Origin of the sequence: Streptomyces sp. NPDC001890 (genome assembly GCF_042891445.1) — a bacterium.
Classification (GTDB): Bacteria; Actinomycetota; Actinomycetes; order Streptomycetales; family Streptomycetaceae; genus Streptomyces.
The window spans coordinates 279,179-303,705 of the sequence record NZ_JBIATE010000007.1; the positions used below are offsets into that span (position 1 = coordinate 279,179).

Consider the following 24,527-nt stretch of genomic DNA (forward strand, 5'->3'; position numbering starts at 1 on the left):
GGACGTCAGCAGGACGTCAGTGGGGCGTCAGCAGAACGTGAGCGACCCACAGGATGCTTATGTTGTCAAGAGGTCAGAGAGAGCGGTTCGCCGCAGGATCCGGGCCTTGCCTCACCCTCATCCTGGGAGATTTCCATGCGTACGTTCCGCAGCCGCAAGCACACCGCCACCCTCGGCGCCGTCACCGCGGTCCTGGCCCTGGCCCTCACCGCCTGCAACGGCGACGAGACCGGTACGAAGTCCGCCGGGCAGGCCGACAACACCGCGTCGGTCTCCTCCTCCCAGCCGTCCGCCGAGGCGACGACCACGGACGACAAGAAGGCCGGCGACGCCGCGCAGAACACCGGATCCACGAAGACGGGCACCTCGAAGACCGGCAGCTCCGGCACCTCCGGCGGCGGCAGCACGTCGGGCGGCAACACCAGCGACAGCTACGCCTACAAGCACCCGTGCCAGAGCGGGGACCTGTCGGTGCGCGTGTACCCCGTGGAGGGTTCGACCACCCAGCACGTGATCGAGGTCAACAACACCGGCGCCAACTCCTGCGGCCTGAGCTACTTCCCGCGGGTCAGCCTGGGCGCCTCGAAGGCCTCGGACCACAGCGGCGACATCACGCCGGCAGTTCCCGGCGGCCTGGGCGGCGCGCCCGCGTACCCGGTCAAGCCCAAGACGGCCGCCATCGCGGTGATCGACCTCAACCCGGGCGGCAAGGGCGGCGTGACCTGGATCAACGAGATGAACGTGCTGGCCGACGGCGACCACATGGCCAACGCGGACACGCAGAACTTCGACCTCGGCCCGGACGTCAAGGTGGGCGACCCGAAGCTGGGCCTGTACCAGGGCACGGTCGCCGACGCGGTGAACTCCATGAAGCAGGCGGGCAACTGACCTTGACCGAGGGGTTACGACGAGCTCCGCGGGACGCGGTTCCTCCCCTCCCCTCGTCGTACGCACCGCTGACACCACATACACCGCAGAGGGCCTGGATCATCCTGGATCCGGGCCCTCTGCTGCGCTCGCGTCCCGTCCCCGCACCGGGGACGACCGGGGACGACCGGGGACGACCGGCGACTCCGCCGGACTAGCCGATCCACCCAACGGATGAGCCAAATCCAGCCAGTTCGTCGGAGCGGACAAAGTCGTGTTCCACGGTGAGTGGCCCTTCCCTCACGCCGAGTTGAACGTGGAGTCCGTCGGGCCCGGGTGCTCACCCCTTCGCGAGAACCTGAAGCTGGGCGCCCGGCACGAGTCCCGACGACGCCCGTTCCCGGGCCGGCGCGGCCTCGCTGCGGACGGTCCGGGGGCAGCTCGGCGGCCGTCCGGAAGCAGTCCGAAAACGACCAGAATCCGGGCCGGGACGGCTGAGCCGGATGGGTAACGTTCGGCCGGAGTGGGAGTCACCGACACGGGGGCGAGGTGGGTGCACTGAGCGGGATCGTGGTCTATCTGCCGCGAAGGAGCGACGACGTCGGAGGGGTGCCTTCCGGTGGCCCGGCCGACCCGGTGACGTTGCGGCTGGGACCGGGGGAAGTGGCGCGTTTCGGGCGGGGCTCCGCGACGACCCCGGTCGAACTGCGCCTCGACGACGAAGCCATCTCACGGCTGGCCGGCGAGATCCGGGTGACGGACGACCACTGGCAGCTGAGCAACCACAGCACGACCCAGAGCTACCTGGTGGAGAACCCGGAGGGCGCGGGAGAGTATCTGCGGGTCCCGCCCCGGCGGGCCGGCGCCCCCATCCCCTTCGAGTTCTCCCGGGTCGTGCTGCCCACCCGCCGCAACACCACGGTCTCCTTCCAGGTGTTCGCGCCCGACCACATCTATCTGGACCCCTGGCCGGACCCCGACGGCGCGGCGGGCCAGTGGGGCAGCCGCACCGTCATGGCGTACTCGCTGGACGAGACGGCCCTCTACTTCCTGATCCTGGTCGCCCTCTGCGAACCCCGGCTGCGCGACGAGTCGCCGGTCGCGGTGCCGACCACTCCGCAGATCGTCGAACGGCTCAAGGGGCACGCCTCGTGCGGCCAGTTGAAGGCGCGGGCGGTCAGCTCGCACATCGACTACCTCGCCGAGGAGAAGATGCGGATCAGCGCGCCGGCCGAGCAGGGTTCCGGAGGGGCGCGCCGCAACGGAAAGCGGGAGGCCCTCGTCGGGGTCGCGCTGCGGTTCGGGCTCGTACGGGAAGAACATCTGGCGCTGCTGCCGCCGCGCACCACCACGCGCGTCCGGGGGCGGGAGACGGGCAGTTGAGCGGCAGGCCCACCGAGGGCCACGGCCCCCGGGCGGGAAGTGAACGTACGGAGCTGCTTCCGCGCGGCTACCGGGTCGGCGGCTGGGAGGTCACCGAGCCGATCGCGTCCGGCGGCTGGGCAACGGTGTACGCGGGCCGCCCGGTCGCCCGCTCACCACAGCAGCCGGAGACGAGACCGGGGCCGGCACCGCGGCCGGAGGCTGGACTGGGTCCGGCACCGCGGCCGGAGGCTGGACCGGGGCCGGCACCGCAGCCGGAGACGGAGACGGGACCGGGTCCGGCACCGCGGCCGGCGGAGGTCGCGCTCAAGTTCCTGCCGACCGCGGGGCTCGCGCCGCGCCAGGCCCGCAAGGTCGCGGAGACCGCCCGGCGGGAGGTCGAACTCGGCCACCGGGCCGGCCATCCCAGGCTGATCCGGCTGCTGGACTCGCTCGTGATCAGCGACCCGGACCGGCCGTTCCTGGACGGTGCGATCGTGCTGGTGATGGAGCGGGCCGAGCGCAGTCTGCGTGACCTGTTCGATGCCGGCGTCGCGGAAGCGGACGTCCCCCGGCTGTTCGCCGGGATCTGCGAGGGCCTGGCCCATCTGCACCGCAGCGGCTGGGTGCACGGCGACCTCAAGCCGGAGAACATCCTGCTGATGGCCGACGGCGCGCTCAAGCTGTCGGACTTCGGGCTCGCCACCGAGCTGACCGGCACCCACGGCACCCACGGGTACGCGCCGCCGATGGGCACCCTGGACTACCTCCCGCCCGAACGCTGGCAGGCCCCGCTCGGCGAGCACGGCGTGGAGGTCCGGCCCAGTGCCGACGTCTGGGCCCTGGGCATCATGGTCCACGAGGTGTTCGCGTCCGGTGCCTCGCCGTTCCCCGGCGCGACGCCGGTGGCGCGCGGTGCGGCGGTACAGGAGTACGCCGACGGGCGCGCACCGCTGCGGCTCGCCGGTGCGCTGCCGCCGTTCTGGCGCGCCCTGGCCGCCGACTGCCTGGCCCCGACCCACGCCGACCGTGCCGAGCACAGCGCCGAGAGCCTCCTCGCGCGCATCACCGCCCGGTCGCCGGCGCCCCGTCCCGCCCGCCGCCGGTGGAGGTCCCGCGCCGCCCTGGTGGCCGTCGCCGTGTGCTCGGTGGCCGCGACGGTCTGGTCGCACGCCGTCGGGACCGTCGGGGACGGCGCCTCGGGCGCGGGAAGTGAACCACCGGCCCGGCTCAGGGTGTTCAACGCCGACGACGGATGCAGGGTACGTACGGACCGGAACCCGCAGTGCAGCCTCGGCCTGGCGATCGACCCGCTTCAGCCGTACACCGTCGACAACGTTGTACCGGTACGGGTGTGGCACGGCGACATCCTTGCCGTCGACTGCCGCCTCGCCCGGGGGATCCCCATCATCGACGAGTCGGACGCGAGCTCCACCGAGTGGTACCACGTCCGCCTGCCTGCCGGGTCCACCGCTTCGTCCACTTCGTCCGCCTCCTCCGCCTCCGCTGCCTCCTCCTCCGCCGCCTCCGCCGTCACCAGTGCCTGGCTGCCGGCCGTGCGTACGGCGGACCACCCCCAGGTCCCCGACTGCCCGCGCCCCACGGGCACACCCGTGCCCACGCCCGTACCCGCGCAGGCACCCACCTCCGTACCAGCGTCCGTGCCTGCTCGTTGAGTTTCGGCGTTCGCGTCGCGGGCTGTCACTCCGGATCGTTCCGGATGTGCGGCCCGGCACCCCGCCACTACGTTGCGGTCCGTCGTCAACTCGCCCGAACCACCGGACGGAAGAGGAAAACGCCCATGCGCGCTATGCGCTCACTCCTGCTCGGCGGGACCTTCGCCCTCGCTTCCCTGGCCGCACCCTCCGGCGCTCTGGCCGCCGAGAACGGCTCACCGTCCCCCGTGCGGGCCGCCGACGCCACCCAGAGCTTCCGCAATCAGGCCACGGGCCGTTGCATGGACGACACCGACAACGGATTCCGCACCTGGAGCTGCAACGGAAGCACCCCGCAGCTGTGGGACGTGAAGGTTTGGGGCGACGGAACCCGCCAGCTGCGCAACGTGAACACGGGCCGCTGCGTCGAGGACACCGACAACGGGTTCCGCACCGTCGGCACGTGCAGCTCCAGCCCGGAGCAGAGCTGGTGGGTCACGGTCTGGGGTGACGGCACCGTCCGCTTCCAGAACCAGGCCACCCTGCGGTGCATCGACGACAGCTCCCTGGGCTTCCGCACCTGGCCGTGCAACGACACCCCGTTCCAGAGCTGGATCTGACACCCGGGACTCCGTCCCTCCTCGCCCCCACCCCCACACGAAGGAGCAGACACGTGCGTGGCTCTACCGAACGACGCGCGATACGGAGATCAGCGGCCCTGCTGGTCGCACTGGCCGCCGTGACCGGCCTCGGCAACCCGGCATTCGCGCAGAGCGCGAGCGATGTGCCGGGCCCCCTCGGGCACGCCGCACCGGCCGCGCTGTACTGCGACATCCCGGCCGACCGGGACATCGCCGTGACCCGCAAGGTGTACGAGGTCGGGCAGCGCCGCGGCGTGTCCGACAAGGTGATGCTCGCCGGCTTCGAGACGGGCTGGGTCGAGTCCCGGATGAACAACCTGGCGTGCGGGGACCGGGATTCGCTCGGGGTCTTCCAGCAGCGTCCCTCGATGGGCTGGTGCGAACCCGCCCAGTGCCTCGACGTCGACTACGCGGCGAACAAGTTCTTCGAGGTCGCCCAGCAGATGGAGCCCGACTGGGACACCGCGGGCGAGCTGGCCCAGGCCGTCCAGCGCTCCGCGTACCCCGAGCGCTACCCGCAGGCGGAGGGCTACGCCCGGGAGTTGATGGCCGAGGCGTTCCAGCCGTACGGCACGATCGGCGCGAAGTACGCGGGTATGGGCGGCCACGACGGGCCGCTCGGCTGGCCGGTCCGCGCCGAGGAGAATTCCTCGCTCGGGGGACGGTTCCAGCTCTTCCAGAACGGGATCATCATCTGGCACCCGGACGAGGCCCACGCGATCTACGGGGACATCCTCACCAAGTTCTGGGACACCGACGCCGAACGCCGCTGGGGCTTCCCCACCACCGACGAAGCCGACGCCGCACAAGCACCCGACGGCACCAAGGGCCGCTACCAGTTCTTCGAACGAGGACTCTTCCTCTGGTCCCCCCAGACCGGCGCCCACACCGTCCACGGCGCCATCTACGACGCCTTCCACGCCGCCGGACACGAAACCGCACTCGGCTACCCCCTCACCGACGAAACCGACGAACCAGGCGGCGGCAAAGCCCAGAAATTCCAGAAGGCCACCATCCACTGGACCGCCGAAAAAGGCACCTGGATCACCGACAACTGACGCACCGCTCACCTGAGGGGGAGACAGCTATGAGATCGCTGAATCTTCGACCGGCCCTCCGGCGTGCGCTCGGGGCGGTGACACTGGTGATGGCGGCCCTGGCGCTCATGTTCACCACCGCACCGGCCGCGACCGCGTCGGAACCGGGCGGGCCGATCGGGCGCGGCGAGGCGATGGACCGCGCGTGGTCGTGGATCGCCGAGCAGGTGCCGTACAGCCAGAGCGGCTGCCACCAGAACCAGTTCGGCTGCTACCGGCCGGACTGCTCGGGCTATGTGTCGATGGCCTGGAACCTCGGTACGTCCCTGACCACGTGGGGCCTGTGGGACGTCACCTTCGACATCCCCGCGAGCGACCTGCAACCCGGTGACGCCCTGCTGCGCGACTCGGGCGGCACGGACCACGTGGCGCTGTTCGTCCGCTGGGCGGACCCCGCCCACACCCAGCCGGTGGTGCGCGAGGAGTACGACTTCGGGCACGTCGCCGAGGAGCGGGTGTGGGGCGACGGGCTCAGGGGCTTCACGCCCCGCCGTTACAACAACCTGGACGACCTGATCCCGTACGGCACCATCGCGACGAAGTACGACAGCACTGGCGGCCCCAACGGTCCGCTGGGCCGGCCGATCACGGGTGAGCGCGACTCCTCGCTCGGCGGCCGCTTCCAGCAGTTCCAGAACGGGATCATCATCTGGCACCCGGACGAGGCCCACGCGATCTACGGGGACATCCTCACCAAGTTCTGGGACACCGACGCCGAACGCCGCTGGGGCTTCCCCACCACCGACGAAGCCGACGCCGCACAAGCACCCGACGGCACCAAGGGCCGCTACCAGTTCTTCGAACGAGGACTCTTCCTCTGGTCCCCCCAGACCGGCGCCCACACCGTCCACGGCGCCATCTACGACGCCTTCCACGCCGCCGGACACGAAACCGCACTCGGCTACCCCCTCACCGACGAAACCGACGAACCAGGCGGCGGCAAAGCCCAGAAATTCCAGAAGGCCACCATCCACTGGACCGCCGAAAAAGGCACCTGGATCACCGACAACTAGCTGACAACCGGCTGACAACCGGCTGACAACCGACCGAGAAACGGGAGATGGCGTTGAACGAGCAGCACCCCACCCGCCGGAACGTCCTGAGGACCGCGGGCGGGCTCTCCGCGGCACTGGCGCTCGGCGCCGGGAGCGTCCTGGCCACGGCCACGACGGCGAGCGCGGCCAGTGACGGCTTCGGGCTCCACATCGTGGACCACGACGAGCGCGACCGGCGCCTGAAGTACTACCGGTTCCAGACCTCCGCGATCGGCTGGAACCCCGGCGTCAACGTCCTGCTCCCCGACGACTACGACACCGGCGGCCGCACCTACCCGGTGCTCTACCTCTTCCACGGCGGCGGTCTCACCTCGGACTTCATCGAGTTCGACCGGGCGGGCGTCCGCGACTGGACCGCCGGGAAGCCGGTCATCGTCGTGATGCCCGACGGCGGCCACGCCGGCTGGTACTCCAACCCGGTCAGCTCCAACACCGGCCCCCGGAACTGGGAGACCTTCCACATCGCCCAGCTGCTCCCGTGGATCGACGCGAATTTCCGTACGTACGCCGAGTACGACGGCCGCGCCGTCGCCGGGTTCTCGATGGGCGGCTTCGGCGCGCTGAAGTACGCCGCGAAGTACTACGGCCACTTCGCCTCGGTCAGCGCCCACTCCGGCCCGGCCAGCCTGCGCCGCAACCTCGGCGCGGTCACGCACTGGGCCAATGTGTCCTCCGCCGCCGCGGACCTGGCGGGCGGCACGGTCTACGGCGCTCCGCTGTGGGACGAGGCCCGGGTCAGCGCAGACAACCCGGTCGAGCGCATCGAGAGCTACCGCAACAAGCGGATCTTCCTGGTCGCCGGGACCGGTGGCCAGGCCGTGCCCTGGTTCAGCCAGATCACCGAGGACAACGTGCTCCAGGGCCAGCGGGAGTTCCGCGGCCTCCTCGACGGGGCCGGCATCCCGTACGAGGCGCACGAGGAGCCCGGCAGCCACGAGTTCCGCGTGCCGCTGTTCCTCCGCGACCTCGACGGCATCATCGGGCGCCTCCGCAAGGCCTGATCTCCACCGACACCCCGGAAATGCCTGACTCCCACCCCCACCCCGGAAACACGGAGGACACGACCATGCCCACCCTTTCCCAGCCACCGGAGCCCTCGCCGTCGCCGGCCCACCGAGCCGCCGCCACCCGCCGGTCGGCGCTCAAGGCAGGCATGGGCTTCGCCCTGGGCGCCGGCCTGCTGGGGGCCGCCCCCGGCATGGCGGCCGCCGACGACCGGTCCGCCCGGACGGCCGCCGGGCGCCCGGCCGCGCGACTGCTCCAGACCGGCACCCCGCTGTGCGAGCAGCCCGGTGACTCGGCGAGCGCGCAGGGGCTCGGCTCGGGGGACCTGGCGATCCCGTACTACCGGGAGCACGACAACAGCTGGGGCTACGTGTTCGGCGACGCGTTCGGCGGGATCGCCCAGGCCGACCCCTACCTGGGCTCCCCGGTGATCCTGAACCAGGCGAACTTCGACGCCTCCGGGGCGTCCCCGATCTCGTTCTCCTGGGCGATGCCGACCGGAGGCGCCGCCAATCAGTGCTTCGACTACGCGCACTGGGCGGACAACGGGCACGGCTTCGAGATCTCCCGCATCCCCAACGACTGCATCGAGTTCGGGGGCCGCACCTACATCCAGTACACGTCCGTGGCCCTGTGGGAGAACATCCCGGCCGGGTACGACGGCTCGCTGATGTCGGGCGTCGCGTACTCGGACGACTACGGCGTGACCTGGCAGGACTACCCGTACCACTGGGCCGGCGACACCCAGGGGACCAACCAGTCCATGTACGGGATGTGGTCGTTCGCGGGCATCGATCCCGACGGCTGGCTGTACATCTTCTCCAAGCGCTGGAACGGCACCCACGCGAACACCGTCGACGGCGGAGCGATCCAGCTGTTCCGCATCTGGCCCGACGAGTTCCGCGCGGGCAACTTCGGGGCCCAGGAGAACTGGGCCTATCTGGACGACCGTTGGCAGTGGACGAGGGCGGTGGGCCCGTCGGTCATGCTGTCCGGGAACAGGATCGGCGAGTTCTCCGTCAAGCGGATCGGCAACACGTACTGCATGAGCTATTTCGACGTGGACGACTACTCGATCTGCACCCGGACCGCGTCCCGCCCGGACGCCGTGTGGACCGCCCCCAAGCCCCAGATCGTCGGCGACGGCCTCCCGCCCCACCACTGGGGCAAGCCCCAACTCCCGTTCCTCTACGGCGGATACATCCACCCCGGCAGCGCCAGCGCCACGTCCCTGACCCTGATCGCCTCGCAGTGGCAGTCCGTGAACCACGGCAAGACGCCGTACCGCGTCCTCCAGTACGACGGCATCCGCCCCTGACACCCCCTCGCCCCTCGTCCCCCACCCCTCGCCCCTCCACGCCGTGCGCCCGGAATGAGACATTTCAGAAAGGCCCTCTGACCGTCGACTGTGGCCTCATACGCCTCGTCCCGTCCCGATCACCGGGCCGACCCGCCACTTCCGCTCGAACGTGACACGACACGGCAGGCAGGAACCGAAGGGCTGACCAAGGCACCCACACGACCCGCGGCACAGACCGCTGAGCCAATCATCGTTCAGTCACCGAATGTCAACTGCGTTCGATTTCGGATGATTGGCCAGCACTGGCGCATTTGCGTAAGTGTTCGCGTATGCCGCCTGGTCGCCGCGCCGAACCCCTGGTCTGCTGTACGCAGTCAAGTCTTCGCCCGCACCGGGCGGGCGGGACTCGGGGGAGGGAACGGACCGGTATGAACGCAATGAAACGCATCGCCACGACCATGGCCGCCGGCGTACTGATGGCGGGCACGCTGCTGGGCATGACGGGCCCGTCGGCCGCAGCGCAGGACAACGGGCTGGCCGAGGTACGCAGCACGGTCGCTTCGGTGATGGGCGCCGACGTTGCGGCCAAGGGCCGCCAGATCAACGCGACGACCATCGACTTCAACGGCTTCACCGCGTCCAAGGCCGCACCCGGGCTCAGGCTGAGCTGTCGGTACGGGTACCTGTGCATGGACGTGCGGGGCACGGTCTTCAACTACTACACCTGCGGCTTGTGGACCGTTTCCAACTGGTACGGCACCGGGCCGTGGATCAACAACCAGACCACGGGGACGGTCGCCCGGTTCTACGGGAAGTCGGGCAACGAGCTGTGGCGCTCGACCGCGTACAGCTCCGGCACGGCGGACTGGGCTCCGGTGTATTCGCTGCGCCCCTGCTGACCAGGACCGGGAGAACGACACAGGCACCGTCCACATAACGGCCGCACGACGGACAACGCACGACGGACAACGCACAACGCGCCGCGCACAACGCGCCGCGCACAACGCACACGCACAGCGCACGCGCACGACAGGCACGTCGGGGCGTCACCGATCACCACGGTGGCGCCCCGAACCGCGTGCTGCTCAGATGACAGAGTGCTGTGATGACAACGGTGACGGTTGAGCCCTTCCTGCCGCGGCACGCGTCCGCAGCCGACCTCTCTGCCTGGTGTGCGGTGTTCAGCGACGGCTACCGGGATTCGTCCGGAAGCACGATCTCGCGATCCGCTCTGGCCGAAAAACTCCTGGCCGAGGAGCCACCGGCGATGCGCTGGGCCGCTCGTATCGGTTCCGGCGGCGCTGGTGGCGCCGACGGCACTGTCAGCGGGGTCGCCCAGCTGCGGCCGCAGCCGCATCAGCCGGGTACTGGTTTCCTCCGCCTGTTCGTCGAGCCGCCGGCCCGCCGCAACGGCATCGGCACCGCGCTGCTCCGCGAAGCCGTGCGAGCCGCCTCCGAGGCCGGGATGGACCGGCTGCAAAGCACGGTGCTGGCCGGTACCGGTTCCACCGGGGAGTCCTTCGCCCGCGCCGTTCCCGGGCTACGCGTTGTGCTGAGCCTTGAGCTCCAGGAACAGCGGCTCGACCAGGAGCGGGTGCTGGCACGCTGCCGGGAACTGGTGGCGTGCCGGCCTCCCGCCTACCGGCTGGAGCACTGGACCGGACCGGCTCCCGAGCAGTTGGCCACCTCCTTCGGCCGGGTCATGGGCCATGTGCTGGATGCCCCGGGCGCCGCGCTGCAGATGCCGTCCCGGACGTGGGACAGCGCTGCGGTACGCGAGTGGGAGGCGACGATGACCGCAGGTGGTCAGCGACTGCTGGTGAGCGCTGCCGTGCACTCGCCCTCCGGCGAGGTCGTCGCCGCCACGGTGGCCACCGTCCCCGCGAGCGGCGGCCCCGCGGCCGACCAGCACGACACCGCCGTCCTCCCCGAACACCGACGCCAAGGACTGGCCCGATGGATCAAGGCCGAACAGGCCACCCGGCTCCACGAGCACTTCCCCGGGGTCCGCGCCGTCACTTCGACCGTCAACCAGGCGAACCTGCCCGTGAAAGCGCTGAACCGATCACTGGGATACCGGCCGATCGCCGCGAGACTGCTGGTGGAAGCACCGGTGGTGGCCGGAGATCCACCCGCGGCTGACGCCCCCTCCCACATCCCGGCCGACCTGACCTGGGTCCGCGCCGCCCCCGAAGACTCAAAGGGCCCCGGCCCCTGGATCGAGATCGCCTTCGGGCCGGACGAGCTCGTCCACCTCCGCGAGACCGGCGACCCCACCAACATCGTCACGACCACCCGGACGAAATGGGTGGCCTTCACCAAGGGCGTGGTGGCGGGCGAGTTCGACCACTTCGCCGAACCCGCCGATTAGAACCGGGCCTCACGGCCGAATCGGAGATCCGGCATCCGCCCAGGCACGGGCGAACCGTTCGTGCGCGGGCGGTGGGACGGCGGCGGACGGGGTCGTCGGGGCGAGCGGGGTCGTCGGGGCGGAGAGGGATACCGGGCGCGGGGCCTTCGCGGTGGTGAGTTCCTTTCGGACGGTGCGGTGGTGGTCCAGGGTCCAGGTGTTCCAGCGGCGTACGGTGCGGTCGGCCGGGCGGTCGAAGGCGTGCAGCTGGAGGTGGAGGGCTGCCGCGTCGCGGCTGACGCCGAGGGACGCGGCCACCTCGTCCACCAGCTCCGGGACGCCGAAGAGCGGGTTGGCCTCGTACTGGCCGGGCGGGACCGGGGTGTCCGCCGAGCGGTCCGCCAGGGCGCGCAGGGCGGTGAGCTGGTCGGTCCCGGTCTCCGTGAACGCGCCGGCCCCCGTGTCCGTGAGGTGGTCGAGCAGGGCACGGGCGCCCTGCGCAGCCGGGTCGCCGACCGGTCGCTCGGTGAACGCCCAGGTCAGAGCGGTGACGGCGGCCCGCATCCCATCGGCGTCCAACGGCGCTTCCCCCAGGTGCTCCAGGCGGCCGGTGAGCAGGGCGGTGGCCCAGGGCGCGGGCAGGTCGTGGTCCTTGGCGAGCGCGGCGGCATGGCTGCCGTCGTCGGCGTACGGAGTGATCGCGACCCGCTCGGACCACTCGGTGGCCATCCGCTCCGCGGCGGCGGTCATCCCGCCGGGCGCCCAGAGGTCCGCCGGGTCGGCGGGGACGGCGGCGGCGAGCACGGCGCGCCGGCCCTCCGGGCCGAGGTTCATCCTCGCGACGTCGTACGCATGCACCAGGGTCCGGTCGGCCTTGTACGGCTTGGCGCGGCACAGCTTGAGGTGGACCGCGTAGTCGTCGCTGCCGGCGAAGCCGTCGAGGACCAGGGCGGCGATCGCGCGCGGCACCCCCGTACGCCACCGGAACAGGTCCACGGCTTCCTCGGGCACCGGCAGCGGGCCGCGTTCGGCGAGCAGGGCCAGCAGGCGGGGCAGCCTCGTGGCGTCGTCGCCCTCGATCGTGCGGGTCTCGCACTCCTCGGCACCGGCGGGCACCGGGTCGGCGGACCGCTGGAGGAAGGGGACGAGGTCGCTGCGGACCGGGCCGGAGGCCACCAGGGCACCGGACGAGCGGAGTTCGGCGATCCCGGGCTCCGGGGCGCGGCCGGTGCGCCAGGTGGTGCCCGGCTCCGCGAACGGCTGACGGCTCCACACGCCGAGCAGCGCGGTGAGTGCCCGCCGGTGCTCGTCGGGGGTGGCGGCGACGGCGGCCCGCCAGGCCACGGCGTCGATCCGGCCAGTCAGTACCGCCCATTCGGCCGGAGGGGCGGGCAGGGCCAGCACCCGTACCTCGTCGTCGATCTCGCCGCGCAGATACCGGCCGTCGGCGGCGACCGCGGTGAGGACGGCGGGCTGCGACTGCGGCGGCCGCGCCTCGTACCCCCGGAACTGGGCCAGCAGGCCGTGCAGGGCCGGGACGAGCCGGGTGTCGGGTTCGGGATCGGGCAGCTCGACGACCGGTCCGGAGCGCATGACGGCCACCCGGTGCGACAGCTCGCGGCGGCGGCGCAGCACATCGGCGGCGAGCCGCACGGCGCGGACCACGCCCTGCCGGACCCGGGGGTCGGTCACCCCGGCCGGTGCGTCCCCGGAGCCGGACGACGACAGCAGTTCACGGACGGCCTCCTCGGTGACCGCGCGCAGCGCACGGGAGGAGGGCTCGTCGCGCGGGGCGAGGAAATGCCAGAAGGCGGGCGGCGGTACGGGCCCGGCCTGCTCGCCGAGGGTGGCCCTGATCCGCCCGGTGCGGTGGCTGCCGGGGAAGCCCTGGACCTGCCAGAGCAGCGAATTGTCCTCGGCGGCGTGGCAGCGGACGGTGGTGCTGCCGACCACGACGGCGTCCTCACCGCCCACCGGGAGGCCGAGGATGCCCCACGGACGGCGGCCCCAGGTGGTGGTGCGGTAGGACGCGGTGCGGCCGTCGATGGACTCCAGCTCGAACTCGCGGGGCGAGGGACCGGCGTACGGAGTGCGGTAGTCGACCCGGCAGCCGGTGAGGCGGCCGTCCTGGCCGAGCGGGGACGGCGGGGCGCCGGGCGGCAGTTCGGCGAGGATGCGGTGGTCGGGGAAGGGCCTGGTGCCGTCCGGGAGCGAGTCGGGGGTGTGGAAGCCGGGCAGGGTGCGGTCGGCGGTGGGCTCGCCGGTGACGGGGTCCGTCCGGAGCCATCCCCCGCCGCGGTCCTCGCTGAACACCTCGGTGCTCCAGAAGTACCGTCCGTCGTACATCTGGTAGTCGCGGTGGCCGACACCGGTGGTGTCGCCGGGCCGCAGGACCCTCTCGCCGTCGAACCGGCCGCCGCCGTCCGGGGTCTGGAACTGATAGCCGAGGCCGCCCCGGATGCTGCCGCCGTACGGGCGCAGCCCGTAGGACTGGTCCGGTACGAACGTGTCGGCGGGGCTGCCCGACCAGTACGCCGTGCAGATCCCCTGTTCGTCGCCCGAGCCGGTCCAGGCGACGAGGAACTGACCACCGGCCCAGTGCACCGTGGGGTGGAGGGCGCCTTCCGGCAGCTCAAGGGTGTGCTCGCCGCGCCGGCCCGCGTGGTCGACGGCGAACGCGCGGGTCTCCCCGTACAGCGTGAGCACCGGCCAGGTGGAGGTGACGTGCACCGTCTCGTCCGGCCGGAATTCGGCGAGGGCCTCTTCCAGGGCGGTCCAGCCCAACTCCTCGGGCAGCCCGGCGCGCAGGGCTCGGGCCAGCGGGCCGGTGAGGTCCAGCGCGTCGAGGGCCTCCTCGATGCCGTCCAGGGCGATGGCGGTGGGCCGGTCGAGGAGGTCGTGCAGCTCGTCCACGGCTTCGTCGGCCGCGGCGAGCCCGCCGCCGCGCAGACTGTCGAGCAGCTTCTCGACCCGGCCGTGCACCTCGGCCGCGATGCCCGGATTGTGCGGGAGCCGGCTGATGGCGGTGCCTCCCTGCGACCGGAGCCCGGCGTGCACCGTGCCTTCGAGCCGGGAGCCGAACACGGGGTCGGCGGCGAGGGCCCTGAGATCGCGCCGCGCGTCCTCGTCCCAGAACTCCAGGGAAATCGTGGGGCCGGGATCGTGGACGGGGATGCCCTCGGCGAGGCAGACGTCGAGCAGGTCGGCATCCAGGTGCGGCCACTGGTAGCGGTCCTCGTGGAGCCGGACCGGGGTCCCGTCCTCCTTCAGCAGCGGCGCGAACCGGGCCACCAGCTCGAAGAGTTCGGCGGGCATGGCCTGACGGGTCACCCCGCCACCGGCGACGGTCCGGTGGGAGTAGCGGGTGGCGTACCGCCGCAGCCACTCGGCGAGGCCGCCCTCCGGGGTGATCCGGCCGGTCGCAGCGGCGTCGGCGGCCCCGCAGCCGATGAGCAGCCGCAGCCAGGCGGCCGCGTCGTTCTTCGACTCGGGGAACAGGTCGAGCAGGGCGGCGGCCCGGTCGTCGGCCGGCGGGTGGGCGGAGAGCGGGCCGAGCGCCGCGTCGAGCAGCCGGTCCGGCACGGCCTTGCCGGAAGCGGAGGCGAGCACCTCGCCCAGCACCCGCCCCTCCTCGTCGGCTCCGAGCCCCGCCGCGCGCACGGAATCCCGGACCCGGCGGGCCAGATCGGCGGGCAGCTCGCCCGGTGACGCCGCCCAGGTGGTCAGCAGCCGCATGAACTCGCGGTGTGCGTCGCCCGGCTCGAACACCTCGGCCAGCCAGGCCGGGGCGCCGCTGAGTTCGGTGGCGGGAAGCGCGCCGAAGCGGGCGAACAACTGAAGGTTCGCCAGCCGCCAGTCCGGGTCGACGGGCAGCCCGTGGGTGCGCTCCGCGGTGCGCGCGTTCCCGTACGCACGCGCGGCGGACCGGCGATGCGTCTCCAGCATCCAGTGCCCGATGGTGTCCCAGAACCAGGGCAGATGGGCGGCCGGCAGGCCCCGGGCCAGGCGCTCGGTCTCGTCCATGAACCGTCCGGGCTTCTCCCAGGCCCGGTGCCGGCCACGCCCCGCCCGCTCCAGCACGTCACGGGCACCGGCCTCGGCACCGGGCACCCGGGCGCGCGCCCAGTCGGCGTACGTCTCGGAGATGCGGTGATTGGCCGGGAGCGGGACGGGAGTTCCGATGCTGCTGGTCATGTGTACGAGTCTGGCAGGCGGCACTGACAACGGCCCCGGAGCCCGGAGCCCGGAGCCGTGACCGGACAGCAGACCCCGGAGCCGGGCGACCGGGACCTCGCGCCTGCGCAGGGAAGGAGGAGATCCTCACCGCCGGGGCATCGCCGCCTCCGACTGACGCACCGTCTCCGGGCAGCGTGTGCCCCTTCGATGGCGCAGCGCGTCAGGTACTTCATGGCGTGTCAGACGCTTCGATGGCGTGGCATCAGGTAATCGGACCACGTGTTCGGCCCCCGTGGCGCGGGCATGATCAACGGCATGAACGACGGCATGAACGACGAGCCGGGCCAGATCCTCCGCTGGAACTTCTTCATCGGCGGCCACCTGAGTGCGTCGGTCCCCGTACGCCTGGTCGAGCGCACCGACCGGGGCCAACTGGTGTGGATGGAGACCGGCACCCCTATGTGGCGTACGGAACTTCCGAACGGGGCGCACCTGCGGGACATCGCACCGGACGACCGCCCGCCCGGCGGCTACCCGGTGGTCGCCGACCGCTGGCCGATGGGCAGCGCGCTCTTCTACCAGCCGGCCGGCGCAGCGCACTCGGTGCTCTGGCTGTTCGGCCGCAGACGGAAGTTCCGTGGCTGGTACGTGAACCTGGAGCGCCGGATCCATCGCGGTGACGACATCGACATCACCGACCACGAACTCGACATCAATGTCGCGCCGGACCGGAGCTGGCGGTGGAAGGACGAGGAGTCCTTCGCCGAGAAGACCGGTCACCCCGTCTACTGGTCGGCGGACGAGGCCTCGGCGATCCGGGACGAGGGCGCCTCGGTGGCCCGGCTCGCCGAGGCCGGAACGTTTCCCTTCGACGGCACCTGGTGCGATTTCCGGCCGCCGTCCTCCTGGACCACGCCGCCCCGGCCGCCCGTCCCACGCCATCCACTTCTCTGACCGGCCCCTGCTCCGACCGGATCCGGGGCGCTGACCAGGGCATGTACAAAATTCTCGGCCAGGGTGGCGGGATGGCAGTCATTGCCCGGGGTCACACCCCGTGATACACAGAGTAACCATACGTATTCGGTCATACATCGGTTCGATCCGCAGGTCAGGGCGGTCGGACCGGTCAAATGTGCGGGATCCGGGTAAAGAGAGCCGTCAAGCCGTCGTGCGAGAGCAGTTTCATCAGCGAAGATAGAGAGCGACCCGTGCCATGTGGCAGGGGCAATGAACTACCCAACAGGGGCGGTGACTTACATGATCCTGGCAGCTGAAAAGGGCGACATCACCACCATCATCGGCGGAATCGCCCCGAACTGGGGGCCGTTCGGGACCTTGGGCAACGAGGCCCGCGTAATGATCGAGGTCGTGATGGCCATCGCCATCCTGCTCTGCCTCGGCATCGCGGTCTGGGGTGCGGCGAAACAGCGCATCGGTGCGACGGCACTGCGCGACACGTTCAGCGCCGAGCAGGGCAAGGGGCTGATCGTTGCCGGTCTGACCGGTGTGTTCATCATCGGATCGCTCGGAACCTTGTTCACCATCGTCTACGGAATGGCCGTCTGACCGGCTGTCATTCCACGCCAGGGGCAGTCCCGCCCACCCCCACACCACCCGTCCGTCGTGCCCACCGGCAGAGGTTGCGTCCCCTGATGTCGAGTCACCACACCGCGCCCGCGCGGCATCCCGCACGGCTACCGTCGTACTACCCGGTTCAGGCAACGGTTGAGGGGGCGTACGCGGCATGAGCCACGGCGATGAGAACGGCTACGACTCGGGCCATACCGATGATGCATACAGCACCATCGGCGGGACACGCCAGACCCGTACCCGCCTCCCCGACGGCGAGGGCGGCGACGGCTACAGCGCCCCCCGCCGCCCCGCCCGCGCTTCCCGCTCGCTCATCACGATGGCCGGCGTGGTCGTCCTCCTGATCGCGGCCATCGCGTTCGCCAACATGGGCGGGGGCCGCGGGGACGGCAACGACCGCGACTCGGGAAGCGCGGGGAGCAAGCCGGAGGCGGCGTCCACAGCTGCCACGGGGACCAAGCCCGTCACGGGGAAGAACGGCACGATCCCGTCGGGGTTCGCGCATGACGAGCAGGGGGCGCAGAGCGCGGCGTCCAACTACGCGGTGGCGCTGGGTTCCGTCGGGATGTTCAAGAAGGACAGCCGCCACGAGATCGTGAACACCATCTACACGGCTGAGGCAGCAACGAAGCTCAGAGGGCCGCAGGACGCCGCGTACTCCGCAGACTTCCTCGGAAAGCTGGGACTGGATCCCTCCGGGAACGCCCCGCAAGGCAGCACGTTCGTCTCACGGACAATCCCCGTCGGAACGAAGATCGAAGCCTTCGAGGGCGATACGGCCAAGGTGTCGGTCTGGTACACGGGGCTGATCGGTATGTCCGGAGCAGGATCCACCGATCCTGTCAGGACCTCGTGGAAGACCTGGACCGTGCAACTCAGCTGGACGGGCGACGGTTGGAAGGCCGTCAGCGATACCCAGAAGGACGGACCGGCTCCGGTCCCCGGAGATGTCGCGGCCTCCACCTCGGATGAAATCAGTAAGGCTGTTGAGGAGTACGGAGGCTTCACATATGCCCGGTAGCCCGCGCCTTCGAGCCCGCTCCATCGTCACCGCACTGGCAGCGGTTCAAACCGCCGTCATCCTCTTCTCGGCTCGCGCCTTCGCCGAGCCCTCGCCCACCCCGACAGCGCCGAGCCCCAGCCCGAGTACGGGCAACAATGCCTGCGACCTGCTGATCGGGCCCGCGAAGCAATACTGCGAGGACGGCGACGCAGCCCCCAGGACCAACGTCCCCTCCACCGTCGACGACTCCCTCGACCCCCTCTCCTCCCTCGCCCGCGGCTGCGCCGACGCCGCCGCATGGATCGTCGGCAAGCTCAGCGAGGCCGTGAAGAGCACCGCCAACGTCGACTTCACGAACACCAAGTTCCTCCAGCAGTACGCGATCGTCTTCGCCGCCTCCACCGTCCTGACGCTCGTCCTGTGGCTGCTCGCCGTCGCCAAGCGGGCGATCCGTGGCGTGCCGCTGACCACCGCGATCTCCGAGGCCATCGGGTTCCTGTGGCTGACGGTGCTCGCCTCCGCGTTCACCCCGCTGATCCTCTACACGGTCGTCTCCGCGACCGACGGCGTCACCGATGTCATCGCCTCGTCCTCCGGCGGGCAGACCGACGTCTTCTTCGGGTCGTTCGCCGAGGCGCTCAAGAAGGGCTCCGACATCGGCGGCGGGCCGATCATGCTGATCGTCGTCTCGCTCGTCTCGATCCTCGCCGCGGGCGTCCTCTGGCTGGAACTGGTGATCCGGGCCGCCCTGCTCTACGTGGGCGCCCTGCTCGGCACCGTCGTCTATGCCGGGCTCGTCGACAAGAACATGTGGGGCCACGTCCGGCGCTGGGCGGGCATCATGGTCGCGGTGATCATGGTGAAGCCGGTCATCGTCGTCGTACTCGGGCTCGCCGGCGCGCTCTCCCAGAACGACGGGCCGAACGCGTTCTCCGCCGTCGTGTCCGGTCTCGCCATCATCCTGCTGGCGATCTTCGCCTCCGCGATGATCTACCGCTTCGTCCCCGGCTTCGGCGACGAGATCCAGGGCGCCCGCACCAACCGCAAGCAGGCCACCGACGGCTCCCAGGCCGCCGCGCTGATCAGCTCCCCCGCCGCCCTCGTCTCCCAGGGCATCAAGACCCACAGCAGCCGCAGCGGCCAGAACGGCGGCGACAGCGGAAGCGGCGGCGGCCGGCCCGCCAACGCGGTCAGCGGCGGAGTCGCCGCGCACAGCTCCCGCAGCTCCGGCGGAAGCGGATCCGTCCCCTCCGCCGCACCTCCGCCGCGCAGCGGATCCGGACCGACCTCCGGCACCCCGCACGGCAGCCGCTCCCACCGAGGTGGCGGATCAGGCAGTTCAGGTAACAACAGCACGGGAGGTGGAGGGCGTTGACGACTCCGTCCCATACGATCGCGCCCCGCCGTACGTATCTCATCGGCCGGGCCCGGCCGAACGCGATCGTCGGCAAGAACCGCGAGACCGGCGAGATCGCCCTGATCATCGCCGGCGCGTTCCTCGGCATGATGAGCGGGCTGATCGTCCCGATCCTGTCCCTGCGGATCGTGCTGCTCACGGGCTTCCCCCTCCTCGCCCTGGCGATCGTGTACCTCCCGTACAAACACCGCACCTTCTACAAATGGTTCGAGATCAACCGCAGCTACAAGCGCTCCCTGCGCCGCGGTACGGCCTACCGCTCCGCCGCCATGGAGGCCGGCGTCGGCGCCGACGGGCGCGAGGTCGAGATCGGGCCGCCGCCCGGCATCGGCCGGATCAACTGGCTCGCCGCCCCCTTCGGCCCGGACGAGATCGCCGTGCTCCTGCACGCCGATCGCCGCACCGTCACCGCCGCGATCGAGATCGAGGGCCCCGGCGTCGGGCTCCGCGACAGCGAGGACCAGGAAGCGCTCGTCGACCGGTTCGGCACCCTGCTGAAGCACGTCGCCAACGGGGACGGCTTCGTGACCCGCATCCAGATGCTGGCCCGTACGCTCCCCGCCGACCCCGACGCGCACGCCAAGGACGTCGCCCAGCGCGGCGACAAGGCGTCCCCGGGCTGGCTCCAGGATTCCTACGACCAGCTCCAGTCCATGGTCTCCACCTCCAGCGAGCAGCACCGCGCCTATCTCGTGGCCTGCATGCACTACACCCGCGAACTGGCCGCCGAGGCCAACGCCATGGCCCGCGCCGCCCGCCCCCAGGCCGGCCGCAGGCTCGACAAGGACGCGGGCCTCGCCGTGGTCATGGCGCGCGAGCTCACCGACATCTGCGCCCGCCTCGCCGAGGCCGACATCCGGGTCCGCCAGCCGCTCGGCCAGAGCCGGCTCGCCTCCCTGGTGCACTCGATGTACGACCCCGACCACCCCATCGACCACATCCAGGCCATGACCAAGCGCAACGCCTGGCCGGCCGAACTGGACGCGGTCGAGCCGACGTTCCTCCAGGCCAAGACCCGCGAGTCGGTCACCCGCGCCCCCTGGTGCCACTCCACGGCCTGGGTGAAGGAGTGGCCGATGACCCCCGTCGGCGTCAACTTCCTGGCCCCGCTCCTCGTCCACACCCCCGATGTGATCCGTACCGTCGCGGTCTGCATGGACCTGGAACCCACCGAGGTCGCCATCGAGCGGATGCTCACCGAGAAGACGAACGACGAGGCGGAAGCCAGCCGCCAGGCCAAGATGAACCGCACCGTCGACCCCCGCGACATCGCCGCGCACGGCCGCCTCGACCAGCGGGGTGAAGATCTCGCGAGCGGCGCCGCCGGGGTGAACCTGGTGGGGTACATCACCGTGTCGTCACGCTCGCCCGAGGCCCTGGCCCGCGACAAGCGCACGATCCGGGCCTCGGCCGGCAAGTCGTATCTCAAGCTGGAGTGGTGCGACCGCGAGCATCACCGCGCCTTCGTGAACACCCTGCCGTTCGCCACCGGCATCCGCCGCTAGCCATACAGCGCCCCACACAGCACACCCCGTACAGCACACACCCCGTACAACAACCTCGCAGCAACCGAGAGAAACGAAAGGGAGGTCGGTCACGCCATGCGAGATCCGCTGTCCGCGCTGTCGGACGCCTTCACCGCCTTCCTCTTCGGGAAGGTGGAGACGACCAGGCTGCCCGTGCGCACATCGACCGGACAGGCCCAGGCCGTCTACCTGCCCACCGCGGCCCCCGGCCTCGGTGACTCCGGTGTGATCATCGGCCGCGAGGTCTACTCCGGCAAGGGCTACATCTACGACCCCTTCCAGCTGTACGGACAGCAGCTGCCGGCCCCGCACTGGCTGGTACTCGGCGAGTCCGGCAACGGCAAGTCCGCGCTGGAGAAGACATACGTGCTCCGCCAGCTCCGGTTCCGCGACCGCCAGGTCGTCGTCCTGGACGCCCAGGGCGAGGACGGCGTCGGCGAGTGGAACCTCATCGCCCAGGAGCTCGGCCTCACCCCGATCCGCCTCGACCCGACCGCCGCCCTCAACGGCGGCATCCGGCTCAACCCGCTCGACCCCTCGATCACCACCACCGGCCAGCTCGCCCTGCTCCGCACGATCATCGAGGTCGCGATGGGGCACGGCCTGGACGAACGGTCCGGCTTCGCACTGAAGGTCGCCCACGCCTACGTCAACGAGACGATCACCAACCGGCAGCCGGTGCTGACCGACATCGTCGACCAGCTCCGCCACCCGGAGCCCGAGTCCGCCGAGACGATGAATGTCGACATAGACGATGTACGGGCCTGGGGCCTGGACGTCGCCCTCGTCCTGGACCGGCTGGTCGACGGCGACCTGCGCGGCATGTTCGACGGGCCGACGAGCGTCGGCATCGACCTCGACGCCCCGCTGATCGTCTTCGACCTCTCGCACATCGACCGGAACTCGATCGCGATGCCGATCCTGATGGCGATCGTCGGCGTCTGGCTGGAGCACACCTGGATCAGGCCCGACCGGAAGAAGCGCATCTTCCTGGTGGAAGAGGCCTGGCACATCATCAACTCGCCCTTCGTGGCCCAGCTCTTCCAGCGCCTGCTGAAGTTCGGGCGGCGCCTCGGCCTGTCGTTCGTGGCCGTCGTGCACCACCTCAGCGACGTCGTCGACGGAGCGGCGGCCCGCGAGGCCGCGGCGATCCTCAAAATGGCGTCGACCCGCACGATCTACGCCCAGAAGGCCGACGAGGCCAGAGCGACCGGACGCGTGCTCGGCCTGCCCCGGTGGGCGGTCGAGATCATCCCGACCCTCACCCCCGGCATCGCCGTCTGGGACGTCAACGGCAACGTCCAGGTGGTCAAACACCTGATCACCGAGGCGGAACGCCCCCTGGTCTTCACCGACCGCGCGATGACCGAGTCCTCCGCCGCCGAACTCCTCCCCGAGGACGTACGCGCCGCGGACCTGGAGGCGGAGCAGCGCGCGGCACGGATAGAGCACCAGCAACGGCTGAACGATTCCTCCGAGTCAACGGTGGCATGACATGGCGGGGCGCCCTGAGCAACGTACCGGCGGAAGCGGCAGCGCCGGCGGCATCCCGGACGGCCTGCTGATCGGTCTGCTGGCCTTCCTGCTCGGGCTGACGCTGCTGGCCTGGACGGCCACCGGACTGGCCGGACTGTTCGCGCACGGCGCCTGGCCGGAGGGCGTCACGCTCACCGAGACCCCCCTGTCGATGCGCCGGCTCGTCACCGCACCGCACGACCTCCCGGCCGCCTGGCCGAACACCCCGGCGGGCGAGCTCTCCGGGTACGGGCTCTTCTGGGGTTTGTTCATCGGCGAACTGATGGTGCTGCTGGTACTGACGGTGTTCGTGCTGGGCGTGGTGGCCCGCTGGCGGGCGGTACGTGCGCGGCAGCGGAGCGAGCGGTACGGGAACGTGAACGACACCGGCACCGGCACCGGCACCGGCACCGGCACCGAGTACGTACGGGCACGCCGTCGGCAGGAAACCCTGCCGGAGCCGCAGACAGAGCCGCAGCCGCAGCCAGCGGCACAAACCTCCGCACAGGCTTCCGTGCCCGCGCCTATCCCCGTACCTGCACCCGCAACTCCCGCAACTCCCGTGGCTCCCGCGGTCGCCGTGGAGCACCCACCGGCAGAGACCGCTCCTCTCACCGAGGCCGGAGCCGAAGTCCCCTCCCCCCGCGCCCCCGTCGTCTACGGACCGGCCGCGACGCGTCGTCCCACCGCCGTCCAGGCCATCAACGACGCCGACGGCCCCGCGCTCGTCGTCACCTCCGACCCCACGGTCTGGGCCGAGACGAAGGACGCCCGCGCGAAGCTCGGCCCGGTCCTCGTCTACGACCCGGGCCACCTCTGCGACACCCCGGCCCGCCTGCACTGGTCCCCCACCGCAGGCTGCGAACAGCCCGAGACAGCCGCAGCCCGCTCCGCCGCGCTCCTGGCCCCGGTCCGGCCACAGGCCCGTATCGACGCGGCGACCGCCGACACCGCGGAAACGCTCCTGCAGTGCTGGCTGCACGCCGCCGCCATAGACGGCCGGCCCTTCCGCCAGGTCCACCGCTGGGCCCTGGGCGGCAGCGCCCACGAACCGGTGCGCCTGCTCCGTACCCACCCCAAAGCGGCATCCGGACTCGCCGGCCTGCTGGAGTCGGCGCTGACCGCCCACCCCGAACGACGCGAGATGGCACAAGCGTTGACGGTGCGGGCGTTCGGCGCGCTCTCGTCGGTGCACATCCGCGAGGCCTGCACACCCAACCGGTCCGATTCGCTCGCGCTGGAATCATTCGTGGGCGAGGGGGGCACCCTCTATGTGGTGGGCGAGCCGATCGAGGACCCCCGCTCGGGGCCGGGAGCAATGCCGCTGCTCACGGCACTCGCCTCGCACGTGGTCGAGCACGGCCGCCGCATGGCCGCACGGTCATCCGCCGGTCGGCTCGACCCACCAATGACGCTCGTGCTCGACGACATCGCCGCGGTGGCGCCCCTCCCCCGACTCCCGGAACTGCTGGCGAACGGCCGGGACATGGGACTGCCGGCCCTGGCCCTCCTCCGCTCCCGGGAACAGGCCCGCGCGCGCTGGCCCCAGGGGGTATGACTCCACGCGAGGCCCGTCAGGGGCTCCTCAGGCAGATCAGGGACTGTTCAGGTAAGTAGGAACGGAACCACCAAGACACGACAGTTACTGTCCGAAGGGCCTTAGGGCCCTCGAGCGCGTGAGCGCCGTAGCCGTGATCAGGCCGATCACAATCATCGGCGTCGATCTCGATCTGACCCCGGGGTCTGCCCGCCGCGGTACGCCGTGACACAGGCCATCTGCATGCTGCCGGTCAGCCGGATCGCATTCATCAGCCGGGGCTCCACACTGCGCGCTGCTTTCCCCGAGCCGCACTGACAAAGGAAAAGGCCGTAGAACGCAGAAAAGCCCCGTGTCCACAAGGACACGGGGCTTTCCCGTAAAAGGAGTTCGGCGGCGTCCTACTCTCCCACAGGGTCCCCCCTGCAGTA

The 24,527-nt window shown here is 71.0% G+C and carries 18 protein-coding genes; 17 read left to right on the forward strand and 1 reads right to left on the reverse strand.

From position 1 onward, the window contains the following. Nucleotides 1-135: 135 nt before the first annotated feature. From ACFYY1_RS20890 to ACFYY1_RS20935, 10 genes are all read left to right on the forward strand, one after another. Nucleotides 136-888, forward strand: coding sequence for a DUF4232 domain-containing protein (locus tag ACFYY1_RS20890; protein WP_388587508.1), 753 nt, complete (start codon nt 136-138; stop codon nt 886-888). A gap of 537 nt (nt 889-1,425) precedes the next feature. After that, on the forward strand, nt 1,426-2,250 hold the full coding sequence (locus ACFYY1_RS20895) for a serine/threonine protein kinase (RefSeq protein WP_388587576.1): 825 nt from the start codon (nt 1,426-1,428) through the stop codon (nt 2,248-2,250). After that, complete coding sequence (locus tag ACFYY1_RS20900; RefSeq protein WP_388587511.1) at nt 2,247-3,905, forward strand: protein kinase; 1,659 nt, start codon at nt 2,247-2,249, stop codon at nt 3,903-3,905. Before ACFYY1_RS20895 ends, ACFYY1_RS20900 begins: the two co-directional genes overlap by 4 nt. A 125-nt stretch (nt 3,906-4,030) precedes the next feature. Continuing rightward, nucleotides 4,031-4,504: an RICIN domain-containing protein gene (locus tag ACFYY1_RS20905; RefSeq protein ID WP_388587514.1), complete on the forward strand. Its 474-nt coding sequence runs from the start codon at nt 4,031-4,033 to the stop codon at nt 4,502-4,504. A gap of 53 nt (nt 4,505-4,557) precedes the next feature. Continuing rightward, on the forward strand, nt 4,558-5,583 hold the full coding sequence (locus tag ACFYY1_RS20910; RefSeq protein ID WP_388587516.1) for an LGFP repeat-containing protein: 1,026 nt from the start codon (nt 4,558-4,560) through the stop codon (nt 5,581-5,583). An 89-nt stretch (nt 5,584-5,672) separates the two neighbouring features. After that, nucleotides 5,673-6,635 (forward strand): hypothetical protein, encoded by a 963-nt coding sequence (locus ACFYY1_RS20915; protein ID WP_388587579.1) that lies wholly within the window; start codon nt 5,673-5,675, stop codon nt 6,633-6,635. A gap of 47 nt (nt 6,636-6,682) precedes the next feature. Continuing rightward, nucleotides 6,683-7,678, forward strand: a complete 996-nt coding sequence (locus ACFYY1_RS20920) for an alpha/beta hydrolase (protein WP_388587518.1) — start codon at nt 6,683-6,685, stop codon at nt 7,676-7,678. A gap of 65 nt (nt 7,679-7,743) precedes the next feature. Next, entirely contained in the window at nt 7,744-9,000 is a 1,257-nt protein-coding gene (locus ACFYY1_RS20925) for a DUF4185 domain-containing protein (protein ID WP_388587520.1), read from the forward strand. Nucleotides 9,001-9,410: 410 nt separating this feature from the next. Next, nucleotides 9,411-9,881 (forward strand): hypothetical protein, encoded by a 471-nt coding sequence (locus ACFYY1_RS20930; RefSeq protein WP_388587522.1) that lies wholly within the window; start codon nt 9,411-9,413, stop codon nt 9,879-9,881. Between the two features lie 215 nt (nt 9,882-10,096). Continuing rightward, complete coding sequence (locus ACFYY1_RS20935) at nt 10,097-11,353, forward strand: GNAT family N-acetyltransferase (RefSeq protein WP_388587525.1); 1,257 nt, start codon at nt 10,097-10,099, stop codon at nt 11,351-11,353. Nucleotides 11,354-11,362: 9 nt separating this feature from the next. Here the strand turns inward: ACFYY1_RS20935 and ACFYY1_RS20940 are convergent, their stop codons facing one another. After that, nucleotides 11,363-15,526, reverse strand: coding sequence for a hypothetical protein (locus tag ACFYY1_RS20940; protein WP_388587527.1), 4,164 nt, complete (start codon nt 15,524-15,526; stop codon nt 11,363-11,365). A gap of 297 nt (nt 15,527-15,823) precedes the next feature. Here ACFYY1_RS20940 and ACFYY1_RS20945 point away from each other — a divergent pair, with 297 nt between their 5' ends. From ACFYY1_RS20945 to ACFYY1_RS20975, 7 genes are all read left to right on the forward strand, one after another. Beyond that, entirely contained in the window at nt 15,824-16,462 is a 639-nt protein-coding gene (locus ACFYY1_RS20945; protein ID WP_388587529.1) for a DUF402 domain-containing protein, read from the forward strand. Nucleotides 16,463-16,765: 303 nt separating this feature from the next. Beyond that, on the forward strand, nt 16,766-17,074 hold the full coding sequence (locus ACFYY1_RS20950) for a hypothetical protein (RefSeq protein WP_018101695.1): 309 nt from the start codon (nt 16,766-16,768) through the stop codon (nt 17,072-17,074). A 178-nt stretch (nt 17,075-17,252) separates the two neighbouring features. After that, complete coding sequence (locus tag ACFYY1_RS20955) at nt 17,253-18,119, forward strand: hypothetical protein (RefSeq protein WP_388587531.1); 867 nt, start codon at nt 17,253-17,255, stop codon at nt 18,117-18,119. Then, complete coding sequence (locus ACFYY1_RS20960; RefSeq protein WP_388587534.1) at nt 18,109-19,476, forward strand: hypothetical protein; 1,368 nt, start codon at nt 18,109-18,111, stop codon at nt 19,474-19,476. The genes ACFYY1_RS20955 and ACFYY1_RS20960 overlap by 11 nt, the downstream gene beginning before the upstream one ends. Then, the gene (locus tag ACFYY1_RS20965) at nt 19,473-21,023 is read left to right on the forward strand and encodes an SCO6880 family protein (protein WP_388587535.1); all 1,551 of its coding nucleotides are present in this window, start codon (nt 19,473-19,475) and stop codon (nt 21,021-21,023) included. Before ACFYY1_RS20960 ends, ACFYY1_RS20965 begins: the two co-directional genes overlap by 4 nt. A 96-nt stretch (nt 21,024-21,119) precedes the next feature. Beyond that, nucleotides 21,120-22,538 (forward strand): ATP-binding protein, encoded by a 1,419-nt coding sequence (locus ACFYY1_RS20970; protein WP_388587537.1) that lies wholly within the window; start codon nt 21,120-21,122, stop codon nt 22,536-22,538. Nucleotide 22,539: 1 nt separating this feature from the next. Then, nucleotides 22,540-24,117, forward strand: coding sequence for a type IV secretory system conjugative DNA transfer family protein (locus ACFYY1_RS20975; RefSeq protein WP_388587539.1), 1,578 nt, complete (start codon nt 22,540-22,542; stop codon nt 24,115-24,117). Nucleotides 24,118-24,527 lie beyond the last annotated feature (410 nt).